The sequence below is a fragment of the Secundilactobacillus kimchicus JCM 15530 genome (genome assembly GCF_001433995.1).
Lineage (GTDB): Bacteria > Bacillota > Bacilli > Lactobacillales > Lactobacillaceae > Secundilactobacillus > Secundilactobacillus kimchicus.
In genome coordinates this window covers 201,235-216,974 of sequence record NZ_AZCX01000001.1, presented here as the reverse complement: position 1 = coordinate 216,974, position 15,740 = coordinate 201,235, and the positions used below count along the sequence as shown (strand labels likewise).

The 15,740-nt window shown below is 47.2% G+C and carries 16 protein-coding genes; 1 reads left to right on the top strand and 15 read right to left on the bottom strand.

Annotation, left to right across the window (positions count from 1 at the left end; translation table 11 throughout):
- Nucleotides 1-28 precede the first annotated feature (28 nt).
- Entirely contained in the window at nucleotides 29-874 is an 846-nt protein-coding gene (locus FC96_RS01150; protein ID WP_056941884.1) for a YitT family protein, read from the bottom strand.
- 173 nt (nucleotides 875-1,047) lie between these two features.
- Here FC96_RS01150 and FC96_RS01145 point away from each other — a divergent pair, with 173 nt between their 5' ends.
- On the top strand, nucleotides 1,048-2,475 hold the full coding sequence (locus FC96_RS01145; RefSeq protein ID WP_056941692.1) for a C69 family dipeptidase: 1,428 nt from the start codon (nucleotides 1,048-1,050) through the stop codon (nucleotides 2,473-2,475).
- Between the two features lie 53 nt (nucleotides 2,476-2,528).
- Here the strand turns inward: FC96_RS01145 and rplS are convergent, their stop codons facing one another.
- The 14 genes from rplS to acpP form a co-directional block, all read right to left on the bottom strand.
- Nucleotides 2,529-2,891: a 50S ribosomal protein L19 gene (gene rplS, locus FC96_RS01140; protein WP_054660523.1), complete on the bottom strand. Its 363-nt coding sequence runs from the start codon at nucleotides 2,889-2,891 to the stop codon at nucleotides 2,529-2,531.
- A 107-nt stretch (nucleotides 2,892-2,998) separates the two neighbouring features.
- Nucleotides 2,999-3,763, bottom strand: coding sequence for a tRNA (guanosine(37)-N1)-methyltransferase TrmD (trmD, locus tag FC96_RS01135; protein WP_056941691.1), 765 nt, complete (start codon nucleotides 3,761-3,763; stop codon nucleotides 2,999-3,001).
- Entirely contained in the window at nucleotides 3,763-4,290 is a 528-nt protein-coding gene (gene rimM / locus FC96_RS01130; protein WP_156403125.1) for a ribosome maturation factor RimM, read from the bottom strand. The genes trmD and rimM overlap by 1 nt, the downstream gene beginning before the upstream one ends.
- Nucleotides 4,291-4,319: 29 nt before the next feature.
- Nucleotides 4,320-4,577 carry a KH domain-containing protein gene (locus FC96_RS01125; protein ID WP_054660521.1) on the bottom strand — a complete coding sequence of 86 codons (258 nt, stop codon included), beginning with the start codon at nucleotides 4,575-4,577 and terminating at the stop codon, nucleotides 4,320-4,322.
- A gap of 10 nt (nucleotides 4,578-4,587) precedes the next feature.
- On the bottom strand, nucleotides 4,588-4,863 hold the full coding sequence (gene rpsP / locus FC96_RS01120) for a 30S ribosomal protein S16 (RefSeq protein ID WP_054660519.1): 276 nt from the start codon (nucleotides 4,861-4,863) through the stop codon (nucleotides 4,588-4,590).
- An 88-nt stretch (nucleotides 4,864-4,951) separates the two neighbouring features.
- A complete protein-coding gene (locus tag FC96_RS01115) occupies nucleotides 4,952-5,149 on the bottom strand; it encodes a hypothetical protein (RefSeq protein WP_056941689.1) in 198 nt (65 codons plus the stop codon).
- Between the two features lie 91 nt (nucleotides 5,150-5,240).
- Nucleotides 5,241-6,521, bottom strand: a complete 1,281-nt coding sequence (locus FC96_RS01110; RefSeq protein ID WP_056941688.1) for a vWA domain-containing protein — start codon at nucleotides 6,519-6,521, stop codon at nucleotides 5,241-5,243.
- A 16-nt stretch (nucleotides 6,522-6,537) separates the two neighbouring features.
- Entirely contained in the window at nucleotides 6,538-7,698 is a 1,161-nt protein-coding gene (locus FC96_RS01105; protein ID WP_056941687.1) for an ATP-binding protein, read from the bottom strand.
- A 76-nt stretch (nucleotides 7,699-7,774) separates the two neighbouring features.
- Nucleotides 7,775-9,223 (bottom strand): signal recognition particle protein, encoded by a 1,449-nt coding sequence (gene ffh, locus FC96_RS01100; RefSeq protein WP_056941686.1) that lies wholly within the window; start codon nucleotides 9,221-9,223, stop codon nucleotides 7,775-7,777.
- 13 nt (nucleotides 9,224-9,236) lie between these two features.
- Nucleotides 9,237-9,578: a putative DNA-binding protein gene (locus tag FC96_RS01095; RefSeq protein WP_056941685.1), complete on the bottom strand. Its 342-nt coding sequence runs from the start codon at nucleotides 9,576-9,578 to the stop codon at nucleotides 9,237-9,239.
- An 89-nt stretch (nucleotides 9,579-9,667) separates the two neighbouring features.
- Nucleotides 9,668-11,125: a signal recognition particle-docking protein FtsY gene (gene ftsY, locus FC96_RS01090; protein WP_056941684.1), complete on the bottom strand. Its 1,458-nt coding sequence runs from the start codon at nucleotides 11,123-11,125 to the stop codon at nucleotides 9,668-9,670.
- A 16-nt stretch (nucleotides 11,126-11,141) separates the two neighbouring features.
- Nucleotides 11,142-14,696, bottom strand: a complete 3,555-nt coding sequence (gene smc, locus FC96_RS01085; RefSeq protein ID WP_056941683.1) for a chromosome segregation protein SMC — start codon at nucleotides 14,694-14,696, stop codon at nucleotides 11,142-11,144.
- 19 nt (nucleotides 14,697-14,715) lie between these two features.
- On the bottom strand, nucleotides 14,716-15,414 hold the full coding sequence (gene rnc / locus FC96_RS01080; protein ID WP_056941682.1) for a ribonuclease III: 699 nt from the start codon (nucleotides 15,412-15,414) through the stop codon (nucleotides 14,716-14,718).
- Nucleotides 15,415-15,474: 60 nt separating this feature from the next.
- On the bottom strand, nucleotides 15,475-15,720 hold the full coding sequence (gene acpP / locus FC96_RS01075) for an acyl carrier protein (RefSeq protein ID WP_054660508.1): 246 nt from the start codon (nucleotides 15,718-15,720) through the stop codon (nucleotides 15,475-15,477).
- Nucleotides 15,721-15,740 lie beyond the last annotated feature (20 nt).

Below are 15,740 nucleotides of genomic sequence, written 5' to 3'. Positions count from 1 at the left end.
TACCCGTTTCTAGTGATAAACTCAATCGTTACTGCGACGTTTCACCACGAGCTTTTAACTGCTCCGTTTCGTCGTAGAAATTGCCTTCAATATCAATTGTATTAACCAGGTTCACAAAGCTTTGCGGATCAACGGTCTTCACCACGTGTTCGAGTTCGTACAGTTCGTAACGTGAGATGACGACCATTAAAACAGCTCCTGGACGGCGTTCATAAGCGCCTTGAGCCGGCATAATGGTGACCCCACGAATCAGCGTCTTCCCCAACTCAGCAATTACCGAATCGGCCTTCGTGGTCACGATAAAGGCCGTTAACTTTTGGTGCCGAGTGTGAATGGCATCCACTACTCGCGACATTGCGTAAATTGAAATAATCGTGTATAAGGCATTTTCCCAGCCAAAAAAAGCACCCGCAATCAAAATAATCACGAGGTTGGTTGCCATCATCAATGTTCCAATTGTTTTGCCAGTCGTTTTTTCCAAGATAACCGCGATAATGTCCATCCCACCAGTTGAAAACCCGTATTTCAGTGGGTAGGCGACACCGATTCCCGTCAAAATTCCCCCAAATAAAGCACTTAGCAGTGGGTTATGCGATACGTCTTGAACTGGGATCACAATCGCTAACACCGACGTCAAAAAAGCTGTTACAAAACTATAAATGGTGAACCCTCGGCCAATTTTAAACCAGCCTAAAAGGCCAATTGGCAGGTTAAAGAGCAGGATTAACCAACCCGTATTTAATTTGATATGAAATACCGTCGAAACTAAAATTGATAATAGCTGAGAAATCCCATTGATGCCCGCACTAAATATATTACCGGGGATCAAAAATTCATTCAACGCAACCGCACTGACAATTGACGCGCCAGCCATGATTAACCCCTTTAGGACCCACTCTTGTTTTGCAATCTTTGTCTGCACACTTTTGCCTCCATCCTCAATTCAACAAGCCATATTAAATCATATTTTTAACTGAAACACCAGAAATGTCCCTAACACGTCGTTCCGTGATAAACTGTTCATACTAGCTACTTTAAGGAGGTATCATCTTGCAAAGTAATCCCTATTCGGCTTGCACGAGTATTTTAATTGGTAGAAAAGCGAGTATCGATGGTTCTGTTATGATTGGGCGAAATGAAGACTCAAGGCCCGCTTGGCCCAAACATTTCATTGTTCACCCAGCCAAAATAAGCGAACCCGCTCCAACTTTTACTTCAAACGATAACAACTTTTCGATGCCATTGCCTACCCATGCCGCTAAGTACACGGCCACCCCTGAGTGGACCGATATGTTTGGCGTTTTTGAGGAAGACGGCATCAATGACTTCGGTGTCGCGATGAGTGCTACCGAGAGCACCTATGCCAATCAGCGGGTCTTGGCGGCCGATCCGTTAGTTAAGGACGGGATTGGTGAAGAAGCCATGGTAACCGTTACCTTGCCTTACATTGACTCCGCCAGAGCGGGGGTTAAGCGGTTGGGCGCAATTGTTTCTCAGTACGGTACCTGTGAGTCCAATGGTATTTTATTTGCCGACCAATCTGAAGCTTGGTACATGGAAACCGGTTCGGGCCATTACTGGGTTGCGCAACGCATTCCGGACGACAGTTACGCCGTGGTCGCAAATCAAATGGCCATTCAAGAAATTGACTTCAATAATTCTGAGGACTTTATGTGGCATCCTGACATCGAACGCTTCGTTACCCAAAACCATCTAAACCCCAACCGTACTGGATTTAATTTCCGGCAGATTTTTGGCACCCAAAACGCGATGGATAGCGTCTACAATTTGCCCCGCGTTTGGTACGGTCAAAAATGCTTTAATCCGCACCGCGAACAGGCCGTTTCAAGTTCTGAGATGCCCTTTATTAATCAGGCAGAACAGCTTTTATCGCTCACTGATGCGCGATTGTTTTTAGGCTCCCACTATCAGCAAACCGTTTACGACCCGCTGGGGGACGGTTCTCAGGCCGACAAGAAGCGATTTCGCCCCGTTAGCTTGGCTGCAACTCAGGAGTCTCATATTCTACAGCTCCGTCCATTTAATAATCCAGCCATTAGCGGCTTGCATTGGTTAGCCATGGGCGTCACTGCTCAAAGTGTTTTTGTTCCCTTTTACGCTGGAATTGAAGACACACCGGCTGCTTATAAGCTGGGAACAAAAACGTACCAGCCAGAGTCAGCCTACTGGGTTTACAAGCAGGCTGGTGTTTTGGTCGATGCCCATTACAAGGAATTTGGCCCACTGTTACACGAGACTCAGCAGACGTTGACTCGCGATTTTGACGAACTAGTTTTACAAACCGACCAAGCAGGACAAACGCTATCTGGTGACGAACTAACCCACCTTTTAACAAATGAAAGTCGCCGTGCAGCTGAGATGGGACTCAAGGCCTACAAAACGCTGACTGCTAAGTTGATTACCCAAGCAACTGCTTTGTCGCCCCTCAGTTACCATCAAGATCTGAATTTATAACAAAAAGACAGGACCGTGGCATGACCACAGTGCCTGTCTTTTTTAATTGACGCTTACTTCCGGGCACGACGAGCTTCCGGAATACGAGCTGCCTTACCGTGCAATGCACGAAGGTAGTAAAGCTTAGCGCGACGGACACGACCGTAGCGGATAACCTCAACTTGAGCAACCCGTGGTGAGTGAACTGGGAAAGTCCGTTCAACCCCAACACCATTAGTAATCTTACGAACGGTGTACATTGCTTGGATTCCAGTACCGCGGCGCTTAATCACAACGCCTTCGAATAATTGGATCCGTTCGCGAGTTCCTTCGACAACCTTGGCGTGAACTCGGACCGTATCACCGGCACGGAATTCAGGAATGTCTGTCCGTAATTGATCTTGGTTGATCTTTTCAATTAATTGGTTCTGACGCATAAAAATCTATCCCTTCGCCAACACTCATTCTCAATCCTGACAGCGGAATGTTGTTAATGTGACTGAATTACAGCCAAACAATAGTTTACCATACCTCAAAAATGGCTTCAAGCGTTATTTTCTTGTTCTTCAAGTTCTAGCTTAATATCGTTCAATAATCGTTTTTGAGCCGTTGTCAGGGCGGCGGTTTCTAGCAAATCTGGGCGCCGCTGGAACGTTCGCTTCAGTGACTCCCGTTCTCGCCAATCAGCAATCTTTTGGTGGTTGCCACTCAGCAACACATCCGGAACAGCCATCCCGCGATACTCTGCTGGTCGCGTGTATTGTGGGTACTCCAGCAAACCGTTCGAAAAGGAATCGCCCGGTGCAGACGCAGCGTTGCCTAAAACCCCGGGTAAAAGGCGCGTTACCGCATCGATCATGACCATGGCTGGCAGCTCCCCACCAGTTAAAACGTAATCGCCCATGGAGATTTCGTCCGTAACCAGTGAGCGAATCCGTTCGTCATAACCTTCGTAGTGGCCACAAATAAACGTTAGGTGGCGCTCATGGGCAAAGTTTTCTGCTACTGACTGATCAAATTGCCGACCCGCTGGATCCATTAAGATCACCCGCCCAGATTCAATTCCCTGCTCCTGTGCTTGGCGTTGTGTGGCCTCAAAGGCATCAAAAATTGGTTGCGCTTGGAGCAACATCCCTGCCCCGCCACCAAACGGATAATCGTCAACATTACCATGTTTATTGGTTGAGTATTGACGGAAATCAGTCACTTCGATTTGAAGTTGATCGCGATCGAGGGCCTTTCCAACGATTGAATCGTGCAGTGGTCCGGAAAACATGTCGGGAAACAGACTCAATACATCGATTCGCATTAGTCTAACCCCTCCATCAGTTCAACAACAACCTGCTGATTTTCAAGATCTACTTTTTTCACAACCTGCTTAATGACGGGGAGTAATAATTCAGATTGTCCCGGCCGACTAACGACCCAGACATCATTAGCACCGGGTGCCATTATTTCTTTAACTGTCCCAATTTTATTACCTGCCTGATCAACAACGGTCAGGCCGATGATCTGATGATAGTAATATTCACCATCGCTCAGGTCATTGTCCGTCAGCTGAGCCTCATCAACCTTTAAAACGGTTCCTTTAAATGGCAAAACAGCGTTAATATCGTCATAGCCTTCAAATGTTAACAATGTAAAGCCCTTATGTTGCCGCGCGCTGGCCACCGTGACAGACTGAAGAGGCGACGAATCTGATTCGGTTTTAAAAACGGCTAACTGGCTTCCTTTTTTGAACCGTTCCTCAGGAAAGTCAGTCGTCGAGACGATCCGCAGTTCACCGCGAATACCGTGGGTGTTAACGATTTTACCAACGTTATAGTACACACCTATTCCTCCTTTTATAAAAAAAAGACCCCCGCTTATTCGGGAGCCTTTGACTCATCATTAATCACGAGTCGCACGCGCTTGGGGCCACTGACCCGAACGCTGTACACAATTGTTCGGATTGCGGAGGCAACATGTCCCCGCTTACCGATGACCCGCCCAATATCGTCCGCATCCACTGTCAAATGATATTCGTAAAACCGATCATTTTCGGTTTGCGTCACTCGGATAGCTTCAGGATGATCCACAAGCGGTGCCACAATTGTTTTAATTAGTTGAGTAAAGTCGGTCATTTCTGATCACTTATTTCTTTGCAAATTTAGCTTCGTGGTGCTTTTGCATGATCCCGGCGTTAGAGAGAATGTTACGAACCGTATCTGAAGGTTGGGCACCATTGCTCAACCAGTTCAAGATTGATTCTTCATCCAACGTAACTTCGGCAGGTTCGATCAATGGGTTGTAAGTCCCAACCTTTTCGATAAACCGGCCATCACGAGGACTCCGTGAGTCGGCAACCACGATTCGGTAGAATGGGCGCTTCTTTGAACCCATACGCTTCAAACGAATCTTAACTGACATTATGACACCTCCTAGATTTCTTTCAACGATAAATAATATACCAGTAATTATAGGGGTTGTAAAGGTTTTTTTCTTTACACCTTGAAATTCATTGAAATAGCTGTTTTAACTTCGCAATCGTCCCAGGAGAGAGCTGGCTATCATGGCTCTTGATATAAGCCGCAACAGCAGCGTAGTCCGTAAAATCTGGAAGTTGCGACGCCTTTAAATACGGGACTAACGTTTTAGCGAGTTCGATATCGGCCAACTGAATTTGATCGTTAGTCAGTGGATTTTGGGCAGCCATTTCATCCCACCGATTGTAAACCACTGCAACGGCCCGTAATACCCGCGGATCATGTTGAATAAGACCCCTCAAAATTTCTGGTTTTAACGTCCTACTCACCCCGATTCAGAGCAACGGTCCGACCCTTAGGTTGGCAGACCGATAACTCCCCAATTTTGGTTGTTAACCCCCAAACGACGGTGGTCATTTGATGTTGGTCAACTGCCACTTCACCGTGCCCATCCGTCATGATGAGCACAGTGGCGTTACCATCGCGGTAGCCACTTTCCTGCAACCAATCAAAAATGGCTTGAAAGGCCGTCCCCCCACCACCAAATCGAAACTTTGGAACCTGTTGGGCTGCTGATAGGGAAACAATCGCTTCCGTGTGGACCACCGCATCAAACGGTACTAACAGTACTGGTTGGTCAAGGCGCGGTAGAAGCCGCCGCAACTGACCCAGATTTTCTGCCACTTCTTGATTTGTCATTGAGCCAGACTCATCAATACAGATGATGAGCTGGCGTTGAGATTTAACCCGGTTTCCGGGTAACTCAAGGCGCCGAGGCTGGCGACGATTAAACCGATTATAGGCAGATTCTCGTAGATTTGTTGGCCGCCCTAACCCATCTACTACTAACTGCCGCCAATCCCACGTAACGGGCTGAAATAACGTCTCTAGGGCGTGACGAGCCCGGCCTGGCAATAATCCTCGTTGGTGATCCGGCGTTTCTTGCCAGGCTCTCAACAACAGCGACTTGACAGCATTTGCCGCATGATGACTGCCAAATGAGGCCCAGTGGGTATGCGCGTCAACGCGATTCGATTGGTCGACTTGACCATTCGCATGGGCACCCTTTGGCGTTGATGATACGGGCAACTGTCGTTTTAACAGCGTAATAAGTTCATTAGAATCGGCATTGGATGGTAGCTGCACATTGTATTTAAAAGCAAGCAGTTGGCGCGTCACGGCGCCGTCTGGCAAGTTGGTTAAGTTGTCATTTACCACCACATCTGTGCCGTAAATGACTGGTATAGTCTGCCATTCTGCCGCGTAACGGCTAGGATGATTAAAGACCAAATGTAACAACGTATGCTCTAAAGCCGCCGTTAGCGTCTCAAGAGAACCGTTAGTCGCTTTAAAAAATGCTGGATTGAATAGTAACTGAGGTCCTTGCGTTGGGCTGTAGCCCAGTCCAACCATTGCAGGAAGTGACGGGTCAAATTGCCGGGGGAGCCGGGTCAGTAATTCGCCGTAAAACCGTTGAGTTCCCAACAATTTCATCGTCAACCCTTGCAAAATCCGCTGACAAAGGGCCTTTCGACTAATATCAGTATCACTTTGTGCCACGGCTTGTAACAGGCGAGCTAATTGGGCATCATCTAATGTCATTTCACCATCTCCATGTTTACCCTAGACTAGCCACCCCGATTGCAACGAGGTGCGTGTATAACTCGTTGGCGCCAGGGCCCTGAGCGTTGGCTAACCGTTCCAACAGGTCCGGTCTGTCCGCCATTGCCAAAGCCACGGCGTACTGACCATCGGCCGGTAATTGATTGAGCAACGTCAAATACCGGTGGGCATTTTGATCAACAGTCAGCGGATACGCTTGCTCCTGCTTTAAACAAGTCAGCAAGATTGTTTGTTGCTGATCAGTTGTGAACTGTTGAAACCGAGTCACAACCGCGGGCCAGTCACTATCTGCTTGATAGATTTCTTCGGCCGTTAACCCAGCTTGAGTTCGCTGGAGAAACAGGTCAAAAATCGAGGCGACCGTCTCACCGAGGTCGCCGCGGAGCAACTCATACCGAACAGCGAGTTGTTGTGAAATGGGCAATGTTGCTAAGCTCTTCAAATTGGCGGCCACCCGGGCCCAGGCCCGCGGAGTTGGGTATAAATCATCATCATGTTGACTTGGTGCAAGGAGCTCCGGATTTTCTTCGATAAACCGCGTGACCGGTTCAATGACACGGGGGCGGCCCGCAACCTGAGATTTAGCCCAACTCAACCAATCCTCTGTATCAGCTCGCATGACCAGGCGAACAGTGCGATCGTTGATGGCAGGATCGCCAGTCGTCACACCGTAGGCGGTTTGTGAAAATCCAGCCATGGTCGCATCGGGATTTTCTGCTAAGACCAGCTTAACCTCTTTAGGGAGCTGAAGGCCGTTAACTGAGCGCTGTAAGACCAGGTTCATTAACTCGCTTTGAACGGCCTGGCTGCCACGGTTAAACTCATCAAGAAACCAGATAATTGGCTGCCCCGGATGTTGCTCGGCGGTTTCAATAATGTTAATCAAGGTGTGGAAGTAGCCAAATCGAATATCTGCCAAGGTGCCATACTGAGTCGTTTTAACATAACCCGTTTGATCCAGCGGGGGGACTGGAATTGCAATATCGCCCTTTTCGAGCAAACTCACCACTGTGGTAAACTGCTTAGCCTTCATTTGCTGGGCAACAGCGGCCACCAAGGCCGACTTGCCGATTCCAGCTTCACCGACAATGGTTGGAACGTTACCAGCCTTAATAACAACCGGAATAGCTGATAATAATGCTTTAAATCCGAGCACGTTCCCGCCTCCTTTTTCTTGCGGTTAACTGATGCAAAATAACCCAGCCGTTTGGTTAAAACAGCCGGGTCACGCACTACTTTTTACGTCGCTTAAGGTTGCTACGACGTTTCTTATTTTTCTTCATTTGACGTGACATTCGCTTCATGGCCATCTGGCCCATTTTACCACCTAGGCCGCCGCCCATACCGGCGTTTCCCATGAGATTCTCAATTCCTGACATGTTGCCTTTGGAAACTTGATTCATCATTTTTTTCATTTGGTTAAACTGCTTGATCATCCGATTAACCTCTTGAATTGGTCGACCAGATCCGGCTGCGATTCGCCGTCGTCTGGACGGATTCAACAAATCAGGATCTTCACGTTCTTTAGCTGTCATTGAGTAAATAACGGCCTTAACGTGTTCCATGTCCTTAGGGTCCATGTTAGCATTCGCCAGCGCTGGGTTATTAGCCATCCCTGGAATCATCTTCATCAGCTGATCCATCGGCCCCATTTTTTGAATTTGTTCCATCTGGTCTAGGAAATCATTGAAATCAAACGAATTTTCCCGAATTTTTTCATTCAGTTCAGCCGCTTGTTTCTCATCATACTCTTTTTGAGTCCGTTCAATCAGCGATAACATATCGCCCATTCCAAGAATTCGAGAGGCCATTCGATCAGGATGGAAGATGTCCATGTCGGTCATCTTTTCGCCTTCACCAACAAACTTAATCGGCTTTCCCGTTACGGCACGAATTGAAAGCGCCGCACCACCACGAGTGTCACCGTCTAACTTGGTTAAAACGACCCCGGTAACATCAAGCTGATTATCAAAACCTTCAGCCGTTGCCACCGCATTTTGCCCCGTCATTGCATCAACAACCAGTAAAATTTCAGTTGGATTTGCGAGGGCTTTGATGCGTGCTAATTCATCCATTAACTGCTCGTCAATTTGTAATCGGCCGGCAGTATCAATGAAGACGTAATCATTGTGGTTAGTTTCTGCTTGGGCTAGCCCCTGTTTCACAATTTCAACCGGATCAACGTCAGTTCCCATCTGAAAGACGGGGACGTCAATTTGGTTTCCGACCTGTTGTAATTGATCAATCGCAGCTGGTCGGTAAACGTCGGCAGCAATCATTAGCGGTCGAGCATTGGCATCCGTTTTTAACTTGTTGGCCAGTTTCCCAACCGTAGTCGTTTTCCCTGCCCCTTGAAGTCCGACCATCATAATAATGGTTGGAATCTTCGGCGACTTCAATAATGGTGCGTCTTCTTCCCCCATCATTCGGGTCAGTTCTTCGTTAACAATCTTGACGATTTGTTGCGCTGGATTAAGGCCTTCTAACACGTTAGCGCCAATTGCACGCTCCCTGACAACCTTAACGAAGTCCTTCACCACGTCAAAATTAACATCGGCTTCAAGCAAAGCAAGCCGAATTTCGCGCATGGTATCACGAAGGTCGCTTTCACTGATTTTACCCTTACCACGCAGTTTTTTAACCGCGTTTTGAAGTCGCTCTGTTAGTCCTTCAAATGCCATTTAAATAACCCTTTCATTCTTCTTCCGCTGATTCCAACTTGGCCACCAGCGTCATCAGTGTTTTATCGTTTGCATAGTGTGCATTAACGTAGTCCTGAATGTCATCAGCGAGTTGATTGCGTGCCACAAACTCGGCATACAAGTGTAACTTAGCTTCATAGTTTTCAAGAATCTTTTCAGTCCGACGAATATTGTCGTAAACGGCCTGCCGGCTGACCGAAAAAGTGTCCGCAATTTCTCCAAGTGAATAATCATCACCGTAGTAAAGTCGCATGTAATTATTCTGCTTCGCAGTCAAAAGTGGTTGATAAAACTCAAACAGCGAATTGATGCGATAATTTTTCTCTATTTCCAAAAGACACTCCTCCGTCGCGACGTCATACACTCTATTAGAGTACCATTTTTCAGACGTCAAATAAACCAAAAAAGCGGGGATACCCGCTTTTAGTCAACCAACCCTTTAAATAACCCATGAACAAAATCATCGGAGTCAAACGGTCGTAAATCATCCACTTTTTCACCCAACCCGACGTACTTAACCGGTAAGTGCATCTCATTTCGAATCGCAAGAACGATCCCCCCACGAGCTGTACCATCTAGCTTCGTTAACACAATCCCGGAGACATCTGTGGTTTCCTTAAACAACTTCGTTTGGTTCAAGGCGTTTTGACCAGTTGTAGCGTCCAAAACAATCAACACTTCATGAGGGGCCGCGGGAATTTCGCGGGTAATAACCCGTTTCATTTTTGCTAGTTCGTTCATGAGGTTCGCCTTGTTTTGCAGCCGGCCCGCGGTGTCGACAAACAAGATGTCGTAGTTTTCAGCTTTGGCCTTTTTAACGGCATCAAAAACAACCGCGGATGGGTCACTTTTTTCAGGCTTTTTAACGATGTCAACACCGTCACGTTTTGCCCATTCGTTGAGCTGCTCAATGGCGCCGGCCCGGAAGGTATCAGCGGCAGCCAGTAACACCTTTTTTCCCTGCTGCTTGAACATGTTAGCCATTTTGCCAATTGTCGTCGTTTTACCTACGCCATTGACCCCAACAAATAAAACGACCGTGGGCCCTTGATCGGCCATGGCTAAGGTATTACTCTCACCTTGACCAGCCTGATTGTATAGGTCAATTAGCTTTTGAACCACAACATTTTGAACGTCTCGTGGTTTTTTAGCATTTTGCAACTTGACCTCGTCACGGAGCTCGTCGGTAATAGTCATCGCTGTTTCATAGCCCACATCAGCGCCAATCAAAGTTTCTTCCAAATCATCAAAAAATGATTCATCAACCGATCGGAAGTTAGCCAGCAGGCGGTTCAAACGTTCGCCAAATGACAGCCGAGTTTTGGTCAGTCCTTTATCATAACGGTTCTCTTCCGTCTCTGGCTGACTCGTCTCTTGGATGGCGTCAGTTGTCGTTGTTGCAGCGGTTTTTAAATCGGAGGCCTCAGCAGTATCACCAGGGGCCACTGTCGATTGCTCAGAAACTGCTGTAGTCGCCGAAGGGTCGCTTTGATCAGTGGCCGTTTGAGAAGCATTTGATTCATCTGGCTGATTAGGACCTTCAGAATCCGCCGCTGCGTTGCTTACGTCAGTTGCTTCAGAATGGTCGGTCGGTACTGTCTGTGCAGGTCCACTGACTTGACTCGCGTTCGATGTCAAAGGGACCGCCACCTCAGAATCTGATACTGTTTCTTGCTTTGGCTGACGTTTCTCGGGACTTGCCGGCGATGAATCTTGGGCTTGATTGGAATCGTTTAAATCAGCTGCTGAAGCAGCACTGGATGCTGGTTGTTCAGCTGCTGAAGCGACTTTTTCTGCTTCCTGAGACGATGATTGTGACTCTGGTTCTTGGCTTTTTGGTGTTTCTTCTGGTTTTCGCTTAAAAAAATCAAAGAGTCCCACGTTGACACTTCCTCACTTAATTAATCTCTGCTGTTTTAGTTAAATCAACAGCTACGAGTTTTGAAATTCCAGACTCTTGCATTGTAATCCCATACAGTCGGTCAGTTTGAACCATGGTTTCTTTTCGATGGGTAATCACAATGAATTGCGTATCATCCTGGAACCGGTTCAGATAGCTCGCAAACCGCGCGGTATTGGCGGGGTCTAGCGCTGCTTCTGCTTCGTCTAATACGCAGTATGGCACAGGCTGCACCTGAATGATAGCAAATAGCAAGGTAATGGCCGTTAAGGCCCGCTCACCCCCGGATAATAACCGCATGCTCTGGAGCCGTTTTCCAGGTGGTTCGGCCATAATTTCAATCCCACTTGTTAGGAGGTGTTCAGGATCCGTTAATTCGAGCCGACCCCGACCACCACCAAACATCTGTTTAAACGTTTTTTGAAATTGGGCATTCACTAAATTAAAGGCTTTTTCGAATCGGGTGATGACTTCTTGATCCATTTCCGCCATCGTCGTCAATAATTTTTGCTTGGCCTCATTTAAATCTGCTTGCTGCTGGGTCAAGAAGTCATATCGTTCTTTAACCTGCTTATAAGTTTCAATTGACCCGACATTGACATCGCCAATGTCTTCCAATCCCCGTCTCAACAATTTTAACCGTTGTTGAATTGTTGCTAATGGTAAGTCAACGGCTTGCTGAACAGCCAGTTCCAAGCTGACATGGTATTGCTCACTCAACGTCGTAAGTGATTGATCAAGTTTTGTTGTTAATCGTGATTGGGCGAATTCAGCCTGTTGCTTTTCATTTTGTTCGATATTGTAAGTCTCAGTTGCTAACTGGACAGTTCGCTCTAACTCGCTAATTTTTGCCGCCTGGTCAGCCAAAGCCGCCTGGTTTTGCTGGATCGCACTTTCAACCTCATGTTGCTTATCAGCTAAAACGGCCAGTTGTTGTTTAGAACTCGTTGCAGATGCCGAAGTATTGGTCGTTGTGGCGGTCAGGTCCTGTAACTGATTTTTAAAGTCGCTGAGTTGGTCATCAGCGACCTGAATTTGGGTCTGAGCCTCAGTGACATCCCGTTGAAGTTGACCAACCGAGACCCGTTTTGCCGCGACCGTTTCCTTTTCGGTCTGAAGGGCAACACTCACAGACCCACTCTTAGTTTGATTCTCAGTTAATTGTGCCTTGGCCGCCGTCATCGCCGCCGTCATCTGCGCTACCTGTGCATTTAGCTCGCCCTCAGCACGTTCGTTATCGGCAAGCGCTTGTTGAAAATCTTCTTCATCGCCTTGAAGTGCCTGTTGGGTGGTTTGAGCCTTAATCTGGCGTTTAAGCGTGTTGATCGTTTGTTCAATGAGCTCGCTTTGATTTAACCTTTTTTGGTACGTCGTCGACGCTGTCGTCAGCGCTTGATTAAGCCTATCAAGCGCTGCTTGATCATCATCTTGCCGAAGTTGATCCAGGGCCCGCTTTTTTTCGGTTAACTGGTCATCCATCTGCTTAATCGACGTCTTCAGTGTCGAAAGCTCCTGCTGCTGGGTCAAAAGCCCCGCACTATCACGTTTACTACGTCCTCCGGTCATCGCTCCAGTGGCCGAAATAATATCCCCATCGAGGGTAATCATTCGATATCGTTGCCGAAGCTGCTTTCCAATTGCAACCGCGTGGTCCAAAGTATCAATAAATAAGACGTTACCTAATAAATAGTCGCCTAAAATCCGCATCCGCGCATCTCCAGCTATGGTCACTAACGTCGACCCCACGCCTAAGAATCCAGGCAGCTGACTGACTAAGTTTTGCGTTTGCCGATCCACTGACTTAGCCCGGATGGTCGTCAAAGGTAGAAAGGTACTGCGACCCAGCCGATTTTGGTTCAGATACTGAATCGCGGCTTTCCCGGCGTTTTCGGTTTCCACTACCACGTTTTGCTGCTGACTTCCAATGGCCGCTTCAACGGCTTTGGTGTAGCGACTATCAACTTGCAATAGTTCAGCAACCGGCCCAATGATACCATTGAGCTGATTACGCGCCTTCAAAACGGCCCGAGTGCCCTGATAAAAACCAGCGTAGTTTTCAGCAACTTCTTCGAGACTTTTGGCCCGGGCCTTTGCTCGCTGACTCACTTCGAGGGCTTTAAGCCACTGTTGATTCAATTGATTGGCCTTTTGTTGCCGCAGCTGTCGATTTGTCTGGGCCGCGGTCTGACGCATTTTAGCGGTTTCCAGCGCTGTTTGGGCTTGATCCACGAGTTGTTGACACTCTTGTAACTTGGCCGTTTGCGTGGCCAATTCTTGTTTTAAAGCCTGTAACTGTTCGTTGGCTCGGTCGGACTCAGAGTCCGCACGATGCTGGTTTTTTTGCAAATAAGCTTTCTGATTATGGACGCTGGTAAGATCTTGCATCGCCTTAATGTAATCGTCTTGCAAGTGGTCAATTTCTTTTGACACGGCCGTTGTATCTAAAGCTGCAAGTTGCTGTGCCAGTTGTTTGACCCGCTCTTTGGCCGCCGTTAGTGCCTGCTGTTCCTTCTTAAGAGTTGCTTGACACTGTGCCAATTGTTTAGTTAACCCATCCCGCTGGTCGGACACCGTCTTAACACGGTCAGTCAAATTGGCAATTGTTTCTTGGCGGTGATTTTGCCGTTCTTGCGTCAGTGCTTGCTGACCCACTAATTCTTGATGCCGCTTTGTTAGGTCGAGCAATTGATTTTGCAACTCATCTTTTTGGGTCTGGAGGTTCGCTTGTCGTTCTTTTAACTCGGTCAGGGCCTGATGGTGATCTGCCAATGCAGCCTTGGAACGATCAATCTGGGCTTGTTTTGCGGCTAACGTTTCCTGACCAGTCTTCAGCGCTTTTTTCTGGTCCTGAATCTGCAGGACAAGGCGGGTTTGATCTAATTGATCAAAGTCCCGCTTTTGGGCCACGTAATCTGTTGCAAGACTACTCTCCTGGGCTAATGGTTCCAGTTGGGCCTCAAGTTCCACAACTAAGTCGTTGACCCGATTCAGATAGCCCGCCGTTTGTTCCAGTTCCCGCTTTGCTTTTTCCTTGTCACTTTTGTACTTAGAAACACCCGTAACCTCTTCAATAATAAACCGACGATCTTCAGGCTTACTGTTAAAAATAGCCTCAACCCGGCCCTGAGAAATCATGGAGAAGGCATTGCCGCCAATTCCTGAGTCACTAAAAAGATCAGTGATGTCTTTTAGTCGACATTCTTGACCATTTAGTTCGTAACGACTGTCACCATTTCGAAAAAGCTTGCGGGTGACACTGACCTCGGTATAATCTGACTCGACATAGTGGTCACTATTGTCGAGGATCATCGTGACCATTGCTCGGTTTAGAGGCCGCCGTTTCGACGTCCCGGCAAAAATGACGTCGGGCATTTTTGCTCCCCGTAGGTTTTTGGCTGACTGTTCACCTAACACCCATTTAATAGCTTCGGTGACATTACTTTTACCACTTCCATTGGGACCAACGATTCCCGTGACGCCATCTTCAAATTCAATTTTGGTATAGTCCGCAAAAGACTTAAATCCACTAATTTCTAGCGATTTGAGTTTCATCGCCGATTCCCCAATCCATTTACTTTTGCGCTTTCAAGGCGGTTAGAGCCATTTTGGCTGCCACTTGCTCAGCGTGTTTTTTGGAATGACCTTCCCCAACTCCTAATCGGGTGCCATCAATAAGAACGGCTACTTTAAAAGCCCGATCATTATCAGGGCCGTCTTCCGAGACTAATTTGTATTCAATCGTAACGGGGCCATTTTGTTGCGCAACTTCTTGAAGTTCGGTTTTGTGGTCGAAAAACTCATCGAATCGACCCTCATCAAGTTTTGGAAAAATAATCTGATTAGCAAATGCTACGACAGGTTCCACTCCTTGATCAAGGTACAAAGCGCCAATAAACGATTCAAAAATATCACACAAAAGAGAGTCGCGTTCTCGAGCATGTGCTTTTTCCTCACCCCTGCCCAACCGAATGTAGCGATCGAAACCGCACTCTCGGGCAAAACTGGCAAAGCTTTCTTCATTGACCATAGCGGCTCTTAACCGGGTCAATCGTCCCTGTGGTAGCCGTGGATAGCGCCGATAGATGTATTCAGATACCACTAGCTGCATAACGGCATCACCTAGAAACTCAATCCGTTCGTAAAACTTTAAATTTTGGTTCGGATGTTCGTTGACGTAACTGGCCTGAGTAAAAGCTTCGTCAAGTAAATCCTGGTTCTTAATCACAATATTAAACCGCTTTTTTAGCAGTTCTGGTAGTCCCTTTATCAACAGTGATCCTCCTTAACTATTTTAGCAAAAAGGCGATTACCCAAGTAACCGCCAAGCGTCCTATGACTTGCTGTGTGACATGATGTAATCAACTGCTTCACCAACAGTGTTCAAGTTTTCCGCGTCTTCATCGGAAATCTCGGCATTAAACGTGTCTTCCAGCTCTAAAATAAACTCCACGAAATCGATCGAATCTGCGTCCAGATCCGTCTTAAAGTTCAGCTCTGGCTTGATTGTTTCACGATCAATTTCAAACCGCTCGGCAATGATGTCGGCAATTTGGTTAAACACTTCATCTTTTGACATTCTTATCCCTCACTCAAACA

Bases quoted from the DNA above. Each gene is read 5' to 3' on its own strand.
- FC96_RS01110 (WP_056941688.1), bottom strand. From the start codon at position 6,521: ATGACATTAGATGATGCCCAATTAGCTCGCCTGTTACAAGCCGTGGCA.
- smc (WP_056941683.1), bottom strand. From the start codon at position 14,696: ATGAAACTCAAATCGCTAGAAATTAGTGGATTTAAGTCTTTTGCGGAC.
- FC96_RS01115 (WP_056941689.1), bottom strand. From the start codon at position 5,149: ATGGCTGCCCAAAATCCACTGACTAACGATCAAATTCAGTTGGCCGAT.
- FC96_RS01125 (WP_054660521.1), bottom strand. From the start codon at position 4,577: ATGACCGACTTTACTCAACTAATTAAAACAATTGTGGCACCGCTTGTG.
- acpP (WP_054660508.1), bottom strand. From the start codon at position 15,720: ATGTCAAAAGATGAAGTGTTTAACCAAATTGCCGACATCATTGCCGAG.
- trmD (WP_056941691.1), bottom strand. From the start codon at position 3,763: ATGCGAATCGATGTATTGAGTCTGTTTCCCGACATGTTTTCCGGACCA.
- rplS (WP_054660523.1), bottom strand. From the start codon at position 2,891: ATGCGTCAGAACCAATTAATTGAAAAGATCAACCAAGATCAATTACGG.
- FC96_RS01150 (WP_056941884.1), bottom strand. From the start codon at position 874: ATGGCTGGCGCGTCAATTGTCAGTGCGGTTGCGTTGAATGAATTTTTG.
- rpsP (WP_054660519.1), bottom strand. From the start codon at position 4,863: ATGTCAGTTAAGATTCGTTTGAAGCGTATGGGTTCAAAGAAGCGCCCA.
- ffh (WP_056941686.1), bottom strand. From the start codon at position 9,223: ATGGCATTTGAAGGACTAACAGAGCGACTTCAAAACGCGGTTAAAAAA.